The organism is Nostocoides sp., assembly GCF_037045025.1.
Classification (GTDB): domain Bacteria; phylum Actinomycetota; class Actinomycetes; order Actinomycetales; family Dermatophilaceae; genus Nostocoides_A.
The window spans coordinates 186,241-200,427 of record NZ_JBAOHM010000003.1; the positions used below are offsets into that span (position 1 = coordinate 186,241).

11 protein-coding genes are annotated in these 14,187 nt (G+C 65.6%); 9 read left to right on the forward strand and 2 right to left on the reverse strand.

From position 1 onward, the window contains the following. Positions 1 to 10 precede the first annotated feature (10 nt). The 5 genes from V9G19_RS01020 (at position 11) to V9G19_RS01040 (ending at position 8,539) form a co-directional block, all read left to right on the forward strand. A complete protein-coding gene (locus V9G19_RS01020; RefSeq protein ID WP_462283637.1) occupies positions 11 to 4,825 on the forward strand; it encodes a DEAD/DEAH box helicase in 4,815 nt (1,604 codons plus the stop codon). Positions 4,826 to 4,925: 100 nt separating this feature from the next. Then, on the forward strand, positions 4,926 to 6,920 hold the full coding sequence (locus tag V9G19_RS01025) for a GmrSD restriction endonuclease domain-containing protein (protein WP_462283638.1): 1,995 nt from the start codon (positions 4,926 to 4,928) through the stop codon (positions 6,918 to 6,920). Positions 6,921 to 7,008: 88 nt separating this feature from the next. Further along, complete coding sequence (locus V9G19_RS01030; protein WP_462283639.1) at positions 7,009 to 7,200, forward strand: DNA-binding protein; 192 nt, start codon at positions 7,009 to 7,011, stop codon at positions 7,198 to 7,200. 181 nt (positions 7,201 to 7,381) lie between these two features. Further along, positions 7,382 to 7,723, forward strand: a complete 342-nt coding sequence (locus tag V9G19_RS01035; RefSeq protein ID WP_462283640.1) for a hypothetical protein — start codon at positions 7,382 to 7,384, stop codon at positions 7,721 to 7,723. An 84-nt stretch (positions 7,724 to 7,807) separates the two neighbouring features. After that, complete coding sequence (locus V9G19_RS01040; RefSeq protein WP_462283641.1) at positions 7,808 to 8,539, forward strand: NYN domain-containing protein; 732 nt, start codon at positions 7,808 to 7,810, stop codon at positions 8,537 to 8,539. A 211-nt stretch (positions 8,540 to 8,750) separates the two neighbouring features. On the opposite strand, the gene V9G19_RS01045 is transcribed toward V9G19_RS01040, so the two are convergent. Together V9G19_RS01045 and V9G19_RS01050 are read right to left on the reverse strand one after the other, a co-directional pair. Further along, entirely contained in the window at positions 8,751 to 9,902 is a 1,152-nt protein-coding gene (locus V9G19_RS01045) for a tyrosine-type recombinase/integrase (protein WP_462283642.1), read from the reverse strand. Between the two features lie 191 nt (positions 9,903 to 10,093). Next, complete coding sequence (locus V9G19_RS01050) at positions 10,094 to 10,528, reverse strand: hypothetical protein (protein ID WP_462283643.1); 435 nt, start codon at positions 10,526 to 10,528, stop codon at positions 10,094 to 10,096. 134 nt (positions 10,529 to 10,662) lie between these two features. Between V9G19_RS01050 and V9G19_RS01055 the strand changes: the two genes are divergently transcribed. From V9G19_RS01055 to V9G19_RS01070, 4 genes are all read left to right on the forward strand, one after another. Next, positions 10,663 to 11,829 carry a Gfo/Idh/MocA family protein gene (locus V9G19_RS01055; protein ID WP_462283644.1) on the forward strand — a complete coding sequence of 389 codons (1,167 nt, stop codon included), beginning with the start codon at positions 10,663 to 10,665 and terminating at the stop codon, positions 11,827 to 11,829. Between the two features lie 101 nt (positions 11,830 to 11,930). After that, entirely contained in the window at positions 11,931 to 12,344 is a 414-nt protein-coding gene (locus V9G19_RS01060; RefSeq protein ID WP_462283645.1) for a YciI family protein, read from the forward strand. A 421-nt stretch (positions 12,345 to 12,765) separates the two neighbouring features. After that, on the forward strand, positions 12,766 to 13,506 hold the full coding sequence (locus V9G19_RS01065; protein ID WP_462283646.1) for a DUF6596 domain-containing protein: 741 nt from the start codon (positions 12,766 to 12,768) through the stop codon (positions 13,504 to 13,506). Positions 13,507 to 13,572: 66 nt separating this feature from the next. Continuing rightward, positions 13,573 to 14,157, forward strand: coding sequence for a TetR/AcrR family transcriptional regulator (locus V9G19_RS01070; RefSeq protein ID WP_462283647.1), 585 nt, complete (start codon positions 13,573 to 13,575; stop codon positions 14,155 to 14,157). Positions 14,158 to 14,187: the final 30 nt, after the last annotated feature.

The window sequence follows — 14,187 nt, forward strand, 5'->3', positions numbered from 1 at the left end:
GGATCGACCCATGTCGACGTCGATCTACGAGGTGCTGGACGAGCTCGACGGGCAGTCGACATCGAAGGCCGACAAGGGCAGCAAGCTCGAGCGCCTGATGGCCCAGTTCCTGCGCACCGATCCGGTCTACGCCGAGCAGTTCAGCGACGTCTGGCTGTGGCAGGACTGGCCTGGCCGCGGCGGCAAACACGACACGGGCATCGACATCGTCGCCGTCGACCGATTGACCGGCGGCCATGTCGCGATCCAGTGCAAGTTCTTCGACCCGAGGTCGACGATCTCCAAGCCCGACATCGACACTTTCCTCTCCGCCTCGGGCAAGGAGGGCTTCACCCAACGCATCATCGTCTCGACCACGGATAAGTGGAACGCCCACGCCGAGGACGCGATCCAGGGCCAGCAGGTGCCAGTCCGGCGCATCGGCCTCGCCGACCTCGAGGCGTCCACGATCGACTGGGACGCCTTCGACTGGGCCACCCCCGAGGCTCTCCCGGTCACCGACAGGAAGAAGCTCCGCCCGCACCAGAGCAAGGCCATCGAGGACGTATGCCGCGGGCTCGACACCGCCGACCGTGGCAAGTTGATCATGGCCTGCGGCACCGGCAAGACCTTCACCTCCCTCCGGCTGGCCGAGCAGCTCGTGGGCGCGGGCGGCAGCGTCCTCTTCCTCGTCCCCTCGATCAGTCTGCTGTCGCAGACTCTGCGTGAGTGGGCCACCGAGGCCGAAGTCCCTCTGGCGTCCCTCGCCGTCTGCTCTGACCGCAAGGCCACCGCCCGCTCCAAGGCCACCAACGAGGACATCTCCGCCGTCGACCTCGCCCTCCCCTCGACGACGAACGTTGCCGTCCTCGAGTCCCGTTGGACCCAGGCAGTCGGCGAGACGGACTCGATGACGGTCGTCTTCGCGACCTACCAGTCGATCGACGTCGTCGCCCAGGCACAGAGCCAAGGCGACCTGCCCGCCTTCGACCTCGTCGTCTGCGATGAGGCCCACCGCACGACGGGCACGACGCTCGCCGGTGAAAACGAGTCCGCTTTCGTCCGGATCCACGACGCGGCATACATCCGCGGAGCCAAGCGGCTCTACATGACCGCCACGCCCCGGATCTACGACGACGCCTCCAAAGCCAAGGCCGGCGAGGCCAGCGCGGTCCTGGCGTCGATGGACAACGAGGACCTCTTCGGCGAAGAACTCCACCGGCTCGGATTCGGTGAAGCCGTCGCCCAGGACCTCTTGGCCGACTACAAGGTCCTCGTCCTGGCCGTCGACGAGACCGCGGTCTCGCGCACCTTCCAGCTCCAGCTCGCCGACGAGGGGAACGAGTTGCGCCTTGACGATGCCGCGAAGATCGTCGGTTGCTGGAACGGCCTGGCCAAGCGCGGCTCTGCTGAGCACTCCTTTGAGGCCGACCCGGCGCCGATGCGGCGTGCGGTCGCGTTCGCCGGCACGATCAAGGACTCCAAGCACATCGAGTCTCTCTTCGCCGAGACGGTCCGGCAGTATGCCGCGGCCCACGATCTTGATGACGCCGCCGGCGATCCGGTCCTGTCCTGCGAGATCCAGCACGTCGACGGCACCTTCAACGCACTCGAGCGCAACACCCGCCTGGATTGGCTGCGCGCCGATGTCCCCGACGGCGTATGCCGCATCCTCACCAACGCACGCTGCCTCTCCGAGGGCGTGGATGTGCCGGCCCTGGACGCGGTCATGTTCCTGTCGCCGCGCAAGTCGGTCGTCGACATCGTCCAGTCCGTCGGTCGGGTCATGCGCAAGGCCCCGGGCAAGCAGTACGGCTACATCATCCTGCCGGTCGGCATCCCGGCCGGGATGACTCCCGAGCAGGCACTGCGGGACAACAAGCGGTATGCCGCGGTGTGGGAAGTCCTGCAGGCCCTCCGCGCCCATGACGAGCGATTCAACGCGATGGTCAACCGGATCGAGCTGGTCAAGCAACGCGACGACAAGATCAACGTCATCGGCGTCCCCGGCCCGGACGGCGGCGGAGACCGCGGCGGCGACTCAACCGGCACCCAGGGCGCTCTCGCGCTGACCTTCCTCGACGAGTGGCGTGAGGCGATCTACGCGAAGGTCGTCGCGAAGGTCGGATCCCGGCGTTATTGGGAGGACTGGGCCAAGGACATCGCCGACATCGCGGGGCGACACGTCACCCGCATCACTGCCCTCCTCGATGGCGGGGATACGTCGGTCGCTGAGGAGTTCGACCGCTTCCTCACGGGCCTGCGTGGCAACCTCAACGACGGCATCACCCGCGCCGACGCCGTCGACATGCTGGCCCAGCACCTCATCACCCGGCCGGTGTTCGATGCTCTCTTCGGCGGCTACGACTTCGCGGCGCACAACCCCGTCGCCCAGACGATGGAGCGGATGCTCACCGCGCTCGACGAGCACAACCTCGACGACGAGAACCACTCGCTCGAGAAGTTCTACGACTCGGTCCGGATGCGGGTCCAGGGAGTCGACACCGCCGAGGGCCGGCAGAAGCTCATCGTCCAGCTTTACGACACCTTCTTCGCGACCGCCTTCAAGAAGACCGTCGACAAGCTCGGCATCGTCTACACGCCCGTCGAAATCGTCGACTTCATCCTCCGTTCTGCCGACGACGTGCTGCATGAGCACTTCGGCCAGGGCCTGACCGATGAGGGCGTGCACATCCTCGACGGTTTCGTCGGCACCGGCACCTTCATCACCAGACTTCTGCAACTCGGGCTCATCGAACCGAAGGACCTCGCCCGCAAGTACGCGCACGAGCTGCACGCCAACGAGATACTGCTCCTCGCCTACTACATCGCTGCCGTCAACATCGAGACGACCTATCAGGACCTGCGGGGGGAGCTCGGCGACCCCGGAGACTATGAGCCGTTCCCCGGCCTGATCCTCACCGATACCTTCCAGTCGTGGGAGGAAGGCGACACCCTCGACACCACGGTGTTCGTCCAGAACAACGAGCGCCTCGAGCGCCTCAAGGCCCTCGACATCCAGGTCATCGTCGGCAATCCGCCGTATTCGTCTGGCCAAGACTCCGCCAACGACGACAACGCCAACGAGTCCTACCCCACCCTCGACGCCGCGATCCGCGACACGTACGCGGCCCGCTCGAGCGCGACACTGAGGAACTCCCTCTACGACTCCTACATCAGGGCCATCAAGTGGGCATCACTCAGGATTTCCGACCGTGGCGTCGTCGCGTTCGTGACCAACGGTGGCTGGCTCGACTCCAACACCGCCGACGGGATGCGACTCACGCTCGCGGACGAGTTCAGCGACATCCACATCTTCAACCTCCGGGGCAACCAACGCACCGCCGGTGAGCAGTCACGCAAGGAAGGCGGCAAAGTCTTTGGCGGCGGATCCCGGGCGACCGTGGCGGTCACCGTGTTGGTCAAGGACCCCAGAAGGCCTGGTTCAACAAAGATCCACTACACCGACATCGGGGACTACCTGAGCCGCGAGGAAAAGCTGAGCAGAGTCCAGGCGGCGGCTTCGGTCGCGGGCATGGAAGCCTCAAGACGGATCTTCCCAAATGCTCACGGCGACTGGATCAACCAGCGTCGCGACGACTTCGGGGACTTCTTGCCGATCGGCTGCACTAGTCCGGTGGACGCATCGCTGTTCGAGACTTTCGCCGGAGGCCCGAAGACGAACCGAGACGTTTGGGCTTGGAACTTCGGCCGAACAGCATTGGCAACCAATGTGGCACGAACCGCAACAGCTGTTGCACGTCTCATCGACTCCTCGACCGACGCTCTTCCGTCTCCAACCGAGGTCAGCTGGTCGAGGGGAATGGCCCAGCGCGTGGCAAGGGGCCAGTACGTCGATGCCAACCCCGATAAGGCACTCACGGGTGCCTATCGACCGTTCGCGAAGGAGTGGTTGCACTACTCGCCCACACTGGTCGATGAACCGGGTCGTCTTAAGGCGATCGGTCACCGCGGCCTCCCTGTTCACGGAATCGCTGTTATGGCACCACGGGCCGATGTCGACAGCTTCGCGACCCTGATGATCGACGCGATCCCTGACCTCTCCTTCTACACCGTTACGGCACAGTTTTTCGCGCGCTGGCGGTACGAGAAGGTCGAGACGGAGGAGGGGATGCTCAGTCTCGACACGGCATACGACGGCGATGTCGAGGTGATCGATGGGTACCGGCGGATCGACAACATCACCGACCACGCCCTGACGACCTTCCGCGCGGCCTATGGCGACGACGTCACCAAGGACGACATCTTCTTCTACGTCTACGGGCTTCTTCACTCCCCCGACTACCGCGAGACCTACGCCGCCGACCTCAAGAAGATGCTCCCTCGCCTCCCGCTCGTGACAGACCCTTGGCCCTACGTCGAGGCTGGCCGCCGACTCTCCGAGCTGCACCTCGGCTACGAGTCGGTCGAGCCCTATCCCCTTGCGGGACTGGACGATCCGGCGCCAACGGGCGAAGCGGCATACGACCACTTCCGCGTCGAGAAGATGGCCTTCGCCAAGGTCCGCGACCCGGAGACGAAGAAGCTGGTCGCCGACCGCTCGACGGTCATCTACAACTCGAGAATCACGCTCAGCGGCATCCCTGAGGAGGCGTACCGCTATCAACTCGGCAGCCGATCGGCGATCGAGTGGATTCTCGATCGCTACCAGGTCAAGACGGACAAGGCCTCTGGGATCGTCAACGACCCCAACGACTGGTCCCGCGAGGTCGGCGACCCGCGATACATCGTCGACCTGCTCGCCCGAGTCGTCACGGTCAGCCTGGAGACCATGACCGTCGTCGACGGCCTCCCGCCACTGGAGCTGAGAGGGGATGGCAAATGACCGCACGCGAAGACGTTCTCGCTGCTGCCCGGAAGCTGGTGAAACGCGCCCGACCACCGCGCAGGGTCTATGACTACCTACTTCGCGTTGGCTCAGGCCGATGCAGACTCAAGGAAGGAGGCTCGTGAAGGTTTCGCAGATCCTCGATCAGATCGACAGTGGGGACATCGCACTGCCCGAGTTCCAGAGGGGCTATGTCTGGAATCGCGATCAGGTCCGTGGTCTCTTTGTCAGCCTCTATCGCGGATACCCGGTCGGTGGATTCATGACGTGGAACACCAAGGCCGAGGGCGCCACAGCCCGCGGCGGCCCCGTCACAGTGGACGGAACTGTCAAGCTCCTTCTCGACGGTCAACAGCGCGCCACCACCTTGTACGGCGTCATCCGCGGACGGGCTCCGAAGTTCTTCGAGGGCCACGCGAATGCGTTCACCGGACTGCACTTCAATCTCGAGGACGAAACGTTCGAGTTCTACGCGCCCTCGAAAATGAAGGGCAACCCCAACTGGGTCGATGTTTCAAAGTTGATGGCCGACGGGCTCGGCGGAGTGTTGGGCTCCCTGCAGGTCCTCGCCAACGGCGACAACGACGCCTTTACGCGCTACGTGAACCGCGTGAACCAGATCCTCCAGATCAAAGAGCGAGATCTGCACATCGACGAGGTGACCGGAGCGGACAAGACGGTCGACGTGGTGGTGGACATCTTCAATCGCGTCAACTCCGGCGGGACGAAGCTGTCGAAGGGCGACCTGGCTCTGGCGAAGATCGGCGCCTCGTGGCCCCAAGCCCGACAGGAGATGAACGCGCACCTGACGACCTGGCGCTCGGCCGGCTTCGACTTCCGACTCGATTGGTTGCTCCGCGGAGTCAACGCCATCGTCACCGGCGAAGCCCTGTTCAGTGCCCTGGCCGACGTCCCGGTCGCCAAGATCGAGTCCGGCCTCGGTGAGGTCACCAAGTACGTCGACGGGTGGCTCAACGTCATCTCTGGACGCCTCGGCCTCGACCACGATCGGGTGATGTTCGGCAAGTTCGCAGTCCTGGTGCTTGCCCGCTACACGCATCTGCAAGGCGGCAAGCCCCCCACCTCAGCCGACCGCGATCGTCTGCTCGCCTGGCTTGTCCACGCCGGCATGTGGGGGCGGTATGCGGGATCGACCGAGACCGTCCTCAATCAGGACCTCAAGGCAGTTGACACGCAGGGCGTCGACGGCCTGATGGAGAACCTCCGTGCAGTCCGAGGGGACCTGACAGTTCGCCCCGAGGACTTCGCCGGCAACAGCCTGGGCGCGCGCTTCTACCCAGTCCTCTACCTGCTCACGCGCACCCGCGGGGCGCAGGACTGGGGAGATGGAACGCCACTCTCCGCCCACCTGTTGGGCAAACTCAGCGGACTACAGGTGCACCACATCTTCCCCAAGGCGCGCCTCTACGCCCACGGCTACAGCCGCGGCGAGGTGAACGCCATCGCGAACTTCTGCTTCCTCACCCAAGGCACGAACCTGGACATTTCGGATCGGTTCCCCGAGAAGTACATGCCTGAGATTGCGGGCAAACACCCGGGTGCGCTGGAAAGCCAGTGGATCCCCATGGATCCGGAGCTTTGGCGGATCGAAAACTATCCCGCGTTCCTGGCCGAGAGACGCCGACTTCTCGCAGAGGCATCCAATGCCTTCCTCGATGAACTCTCACACGGGACGAGCGGCACGAGCCCGACCTCTGAATGGGATCAGTCAGCAGGGCCTACCGCTGTGGCTTCACCGGTCGCCGACCTGGACACGCGAGACGCCGAGATCTCTGAACTCTTGGTCTGGCTCTCGAGCCAGGGATACGCCGACGCCGACGTTGACGTGGAAGTGACAGATCCAGAGTCCGGGGCGGTCCTCGCCGGCGCTGAAGCATTCTGGCCGGACGGGCTTCAAGTCGGAATCGGCCAGCCCGTTGTCCTTGACCTCGATGCCGATGTCGTGGACGAGCCTCGCCTGCAGTCGCTCGGCTACTTGGTCTTCACCAGCTGCGACAGCCTGCGTGCGTACGTTCACCGGGCAGCGGAACAGGTGGCCATGCAAGAGGGCTCCGATGAGGACCACGACTAGGGCCGCGGCAGCGGGCGGAAGTTCTTGGTCACAGTCCTGATCCTCCAGCGGCGAATGCTCGCTTTCGGATGACGAAGGAGGACTTGCCATGACACTCAGGACTCGTCGTCAATTCGAAACCCTCGCCCGCGCCGCCGAGCGCACCGGGCTCAGCACCAGGACTCTGCGCCGCCGCATCGCGGCCGGCGACCTCATCGCCTACCGGAACGGGCCACGCGTCATTCGCCTGGATCCCGACGACGTGGACCGGCTGATGGTCCGCATACCGACGGTCGGGTAGGGCGTGCGATCTGCCCGTCCCCGTAGATTCCTTAGATTATAAGAAATATAACGGCCACCTCGAGAGCCCCCGGAGTAGGGACTCCGTGGCTTCTGTCCACAGGTTCCGTCCTTAGCGACTGTCGTCCACAGGGTCTTCCCGGAGGTGGATCGACAAGCGTCAGCGTTGATGCACTAGCGACATGACGTACACCGACGCTACATATGACTGGGTCAAAGTGGCTGCCCTCATCGGCGACGCCGGCAGCGCCCTTCAGGATTCGCTTGAGCAGGAAGACCATGACCCCGTTGCTCTCCGGCTCTGGCGACTCGGCTCGAACGCGCTCCTCATGACGCCGATGCCACACGCCAACCTCCGCGATGCGTACAAGGTTCTGCCACGCGCCGTCAGCGACCCTCGCGATCTGTTGCTTCGCGCTGAAGAGCTGACGCGCTCACATTCCATCGAGCAGTTCCCATCCGGCGCAAGCGCTGTCATCGTCGAACTCATCGACGTGATTCGAGACCACTTCGAAGAGCGGTGATCGATCCCATCGACACCAAAGTGGCGGAGCAGCCGTCGTCGGCGGCGAGCGATGGCTGTCACTAGGAGTTGGGAGAATCGGGCCATGCGCGTAGGGATGTACATCGATGGCTACAACCTCTACTACGGCGGCCGAGGCATATGCGGCCGAGGCGTCGCGGGATGGCGGTGGCTGGACCTGCGGGCGATGCTCGAGGCCGTCATCGCCGCCCAGTCTCCGTGGTCGGCAGAGGTCGACACCCGAGTGGTGTTCTGCACGGCCCGGATCCGCGGTCGCGACAACGTCAGCAGCCAGCGCGACCAGGACACCTATCTCAGAGCTTTGGTCCATCACGGCGCCGTCGACGTGATCGAGTACGGAAACTACGTGGCCAGGACAGCCACGGCCCCGCTGGCCACAGCCGATCGCCGCGGACGCCCCGTCCTCACCGAGGCCAACTGGCCCGTCATGGTTCGAGACGCCCAGGGGTCCGACGTCGCTCGTGCGACGTTCATGGCATCTGTGGCGCGGCGCGAAGAGAAGGGCAGCGATGTCAACGTCGCAAGTCACATGCTCGTCGACGTTCTGGGCGGGGACGTGGACGCTGCCGTCGTCGTGAGCAACGACAGCGACCTGAAGATGCCCATTGATGTTGTCCGACAGCATGTTCCGCTGGGACTCATCAACCCGACCAAGGGATATCCCGCCGGGGCTCTGAACGCTGGCCCTGGCACCGGGGTCGGTGGTCACTGGTGGCACCAACTCACAACCGCAGACTTCACGAGGCACCAGATGCCTACGACGGTCGGTCGGCTCAGCCGACCCGTCGGATGGTGACATGAATAAACCCGGCCCCTGAGGGGCCGGGCGGTATGCGCTTAGTGTACACATCCGTCCATCCCTCGCCAGCACACAAACGTTCCGATAGCGTGGGTTGTGAAGACCCCGGAACGATCCCTGGCTCAGGCCACATCGCCGGGGTTTCGTCATGGCGGGGGGACTAGGCTCACGGTGGCACGCCACGCGCAGCGCCCGAAGGGCCGTGAGCCTAGTCCCCCCGCCCACGAGTCTCACGCTTCTTGGCCCACTTCTTCGCTTCCTTGGACATCCGCGCCGCGATCTCGGCGTCCCTCCCCCGTGCGACGTGCTGATAGCGCAAGGCCATCTGGGGGGTGGAGTGCCCGATCCTCGCCATGAGCTCGGCGAGAGTCGCGCCAGACTGCGCCGCGAAAACGGCACCCGTGTGCCGCAGGTCGTGGACGCGCAGATCAGGGCGACCAGCAGCCACCCGAGCCTTCAACCAGTGCCGCCGCAAGGTGTTCGTGTGCACCTGCACGTCGGGGTCCTTGACCGATGGGAAGAGCAGCGCTTCGCGACCGAGCGCGACGTGATCCTTGAGGTGCTGCTCGAGGATCGGCAGCAGGTGTGGAGGCACCGCGATGTCCCGCACCCCTGCGAGGTTCTTTGGTTCACCGACACGGACGTCCTTGCCGATCCGCACGACGCCGCGCATGACGTGGATGGTCCCCGCCTTGAGATCCACGTCCTTGCGGCGAAGCTCGGAGACCTCGCCGAACCTCAGGGCGCACCACGCGCCGATGAGCACCAAGGCTCGATACTGCGCCGGGATCCTTTCCAGCAGCACCTCGAGTTCACCCAGGGTGGCCGGCTCGATCGACCTGACGCGCTTGACCGACCCAGCGCCGCGCACGCGACACGGGTTCGAGGCGAGGATCTCGTCGGTCACCGCTGTCGACAGGATCGAACGCAACAGGCTGTAGGCGTGCGCCCGCTGCGTCGGCCGGCTGGCATCCAAGCCGCTGTGCCATGTCCTCACCACCTGCGGGGTGATGTCCCGGAGGGACACTTCACCGAACGCCGGGAGGATGAAGCGATCCAGGAGTCGGCGGTAGAGCGCCTTGGTCCGTGGCTTGAGCTCCCGCTGCTCCAGCCAGGCCTCGGCATACGGACCGAACAACTCGGTCGAGCGCACGACCCTTGCACGACGCGACTTGCTCGGCGACCACTCGTCGTTCTGCATGAGCCGTCGCTCGGCCGCGAGCCAAGCCTCGGCGTCGACCTTGGCTTCGAAGGTTGACGGGGCTCGATGAAAAGCCTGATCCGGCCCCATGTAGTAGGCCTGCCAGCGTCCATTGGCCCGTTTCCTGATGGTCCCGAAGTCCCGCTTGGCCCTCGTCATCGCGTGCCACCAGCGGACACAACTGGACACAATTGGGGCATAACTGAGGACATTTCGTGTCCGCTTGTGCCCCGCCCTCTCACGCGCTAGATTCTACGTCACCGCAGGTCAGATGCCTACGGTGCGGGTCAGCGAATCCCAGCCAAGCGGGCGCGTGAACAGTTCAAATCCTGTCACCCCGACCAGAAGACTCACGTTAGAACCCGGGACCCTTGGTCCGGGGTTCTTGTTGTTTCCCACGAGAGCGGACCCCTAGGACGTTGCGGATAGCGCAGCCGCAGGTTCTTGGCGTCGCCGTAGCTCTCCTCCACCCGATTGGCCGCGTTCTCCCCGAACGAGGAGTCCATCCGTTTTGTCGAGACCATCAGCTCCGGGCCGGTGGCCCAGGAACTCATCACCACGTCGACCTGCTTGACATAGTTCTTCCCGAGCAGGTTGGCGGCTCCAAACCCTCCGACACCACGCGCGATGCGCTGCCGCAGTGCGGCGCGCTCCTTGGCCGGGAGCTTGCCGACGAAGTCCACGATCTCGCCGGGGGGCAGCCACCGGGGCCACGTGCCCCGACCCGGTCGGCGGGCCCCGGAGGGCTCCCGATAGCGGGGCGGACGCCGAGAGCGGACACTCAAACGATCAATGGAGCGGCATACCGCTGATTTGCGCGGTCAAAGAGCCTGCGCCGGAGGCTATTGATCGTTTGAATGCACGCAGGCACGGCCGTAGGTTGGTGCGGATCGAGCCAATCGTGGGCAAGGAGCGAACTGTGACGGTCAAGGTCGGAATTCTCGGCGCATGCGGCTGGATGGGCAAGGTGCACACGATGGCCTACCTGAACCTGCCGTTCCTCTTCGGCACCGACCGGGGCAGCGCGCAGGTCGCCTGGTTGGTGGACGGCAGCGCCGAGCGGCTGGAGCAGACCGCCCGCTCGATCCCGGGGGTGCGCACGACCAACGACTGGCACGAGGTGATCGCCGCCCCAGAGGTTGATCTGGTCGACATCTGCCTTCCCGACGCGCTGCACTACGAGGTCGCCAAGGCGGCGCTGCAGGCCGGCAAGCACGTCTATTGCGAGAAACCGATGACCGAGAAGACGAGCGAGGCCCGCGAACTTGTCGACCTCGCCGCGGCCGGCAACCTGATCACCCGGGTCGGCCACGGCTTCATGCGCAACCCCGTGCACGACCTGGCCAAGGAGATCATCGACGCCGGCGAGATCGGCGAGATCAAGATGGTCAAGGCCTCCCAGCACGTCGACAGCTTCGGCGACCCGCTGGCGCCGTTCATGTGGCGCGCCGACGGTGCCCTCGCCCCGACCGGGATCGTCGGCGACACCGGCTCCCACGTCTTCTCGATCCTCGACCTGCTGGTCGGCCGCGTCGCAAAGCTGATCGCCGACAACGTGATCCTGACTCCTCGCCGTCCCAAGGTCGAGGGCTTCGCGCTCGGGGGCGCCGCCGAGGTGACCGGCCGCGAGGAGATGGCCGAGGTCACCAACACCGACGCGACCAACCTGATGTGCCGCTTCGAGAACGGCGCGATGGGATTGATCGACTTCAGCCGCACCGCGACCGGCCGCAAGTTCACCCAGACCTACGAGATCTACGGGACGACGGGCAGCCTGCTCTACAGCTACGACGAGACCAACCGGCTGCACCTCTACACCAACGCCGACCGACCGGGCCGGCGCGGCTACCGCGCGATCGACGTCGGGCCCGAGCGCGCCAACTACGGCGCCTTCCTGCCGCTGGCCAACTTCACGCTCGGCTACAACGAGACCAAATACATCGAGGCAGCCGAGGTCATCCAGTCGGTGACCACCGGTATCCCCGCGTGGCCGACCTTCGAGAACGGCCTGCACATCACCCAGCTCATCGAGGCGTGCTTCCGCTCCAGCGAGCAGGCCCGCTGGGTCGACCTCAGCGAGATCTGACCGCGAGGACAACCTCGCGCCGCGATGTCCAGAACGCGAGGCCGGCTTCGTCACCCACGTGAGCGGCCACCCCGGCCGGGTCACGAGAAGGAGAAGACAGCATGGCGAAATACCTGTTGCTCAAGCACTACCGCGGCGGTCCGAAGCCGGTCGCCGACTACGGCGCCATGGATCAGTGGACGCCGCAGGAGGTCGACGCGCACCTGGGGTACATGCGGGACTTCGCCGGGAGGCTCACCGACAGTGGGGAGTTCGTCGACGGTCAGGCGCTCGCCGAGGACGGGGCGTTCGTTCGCTACGACGGCCCCGGCAAGCCGCCGGTCGTCGACGGGCCGTTCGCCGAGACCAAGGACCTGATCGCCGGCTGGATGATCATCGACGTCGACTCGTGGGCGCGTGCCGTCGAACTCGCTGGTGAACTCTCGGCCGCACCCGGCCCCGGTGGCAAACCGATTCACGAGTGGCTCGAGGTCCGCCCGTTCCTCACCGACGCGCCGGGGCAGGACACCGACTGAGATCTCGTATGGACGAATCCCGCCTGCGGGTACACATTCCGGCGGTCATCGCCGTCCTCGTGCGCCGCGGGGCCGACTTTGCGAGTGCGGAGGACGCGGTCCAGGACGCGCTCGTGCAGGCACTGGCCGCCTGGCCGACAGACCCGCCACGCGACCGAACGAGCCTGGCTCGTCACCGTCGCGTGGCGCAAGTTCCTCGACACCATCCGTGCCGACGACGCTCGCCGCCGCCGCGAGCTGGCGCTCGATACCGAGCCCGATCCCGGGCCCGCCCTGGCGAGCGACGACACCCTGCAGTTGTACTTCCTGTGCGCCCACCCATCACTCACCCCGGCCTCGGCGATCGCGTTGACTCTCCGCGCGGTCGGCGGGCTGACGACGCGCGCAGATCGCGGCTGCCTACTTCGTCCCCGAGGCGACGATGGCCAAGCGGATCACCCGGGCCAAGCGCGGCCTCGACGCAGTCAGCCTCGGCGAGCCCGGCGACCTGGCGACCGTCCTGCGGGTGCTCTATCTCGTCTTCAACGAGGGCTATGGTGGCGACGTCGACCTGGCCGCCGAGGCGATCCGGCTGACCCGGCAACTGCGCACGGGGACCGGCGAGCCCGAGGTTGCCGGGCTGTTGGCCTTGATGCTGCTCCACCAGGCCCGCCGCCCAGCACGCACGACCTCGACCGGGCAGCTCGTCCCGCTCGGCCGGCAGGATCGATCACGATGGGACACAACCCTAATTGCCGAGGGCGTGGACATCCTGCAGCACGCTCTCGCCCGCGACCGGCTCGGCGAATACCAGGCCCAGGCGGCCATCGCCGCCCTGCACGCTGACGCCGAGACTTTCGCCGAGACCGACTGGCCCCAGATCCTCAGCTGGTATGACGAGTTGCTCGCGCTGACGAACAGCCCTGTCGTGCAACTCAATCGGGTCGTCGCGATCACCGAGGCCAACGGCCCGCGGGCGGGCCGGGCGGAGCTCGACCGAATGGACTCCGGCATACCGCGGTTTGCGGCGGTCGCGGCATACGTTGCGGAGCGACTCGGTGACCTCGAGCAGGCGGCGCAGTCGTATGCCGCGGCCGCCCGCGCGGCGACGAGCGTCGCCGAACGCGATCACCTCCTGCGCGAGGCGGCCCGGACGCGATCACTCACTGCGCGCGCGAACTGACCATACAGCAAGTCATGATCGACAACACCATGACCAGACAATGAACGACGGCATAGACTGGGTGGCGTGGCCACCCTGCGCGAAGCCCAGAAAGCAATGACCCGCGACCTGCTTCTCGAGGGAGCACTGACCGTGTTCGGGCGCAAGGGGTATGCCGCGGCGACGATCGACGACATCGCCAAGGAGGCCGGCGCGACGCGCACGACGTTCTATCTGCACTTCGCGTCCAAGACCGACCTGACCAGCCAGTTGCTCACTCGGGCCGAGGAGATCCTGACCGCGACCGAGGGCCCCAACCTCACCGAGGTGGCCCGCACCGGCGAGCCGGCGTTGATCCGAGCGTGGCTCGATTCGCGCATCGACCAGTGGGACTCGATCAAGCCCTACCTGCTGGTGAGCTACGAGGCATCGTCCGAGCCGGAGGTCTCGGGCCGGACCGAGCAATGGTTCGAGACCGTCGTGGACCAGATGGCCGAGGGCTTGGCCCAGGCCGGCCGCTTCGACGAGGTCACCCGGCGCGTGCGCAGCCTGTTGGCCTTCGGCCAGTTCGAGTATCTCTCGCGGCGCTACTTCTCCACCGGCTGGACGCTCGACCGCACGGCGGTCGTGGACCAACTGACGGAGTCCTGGCGATTTCTCCTCACCGAGTGATCTTTCACTGAACTAACTTGACACTCACAC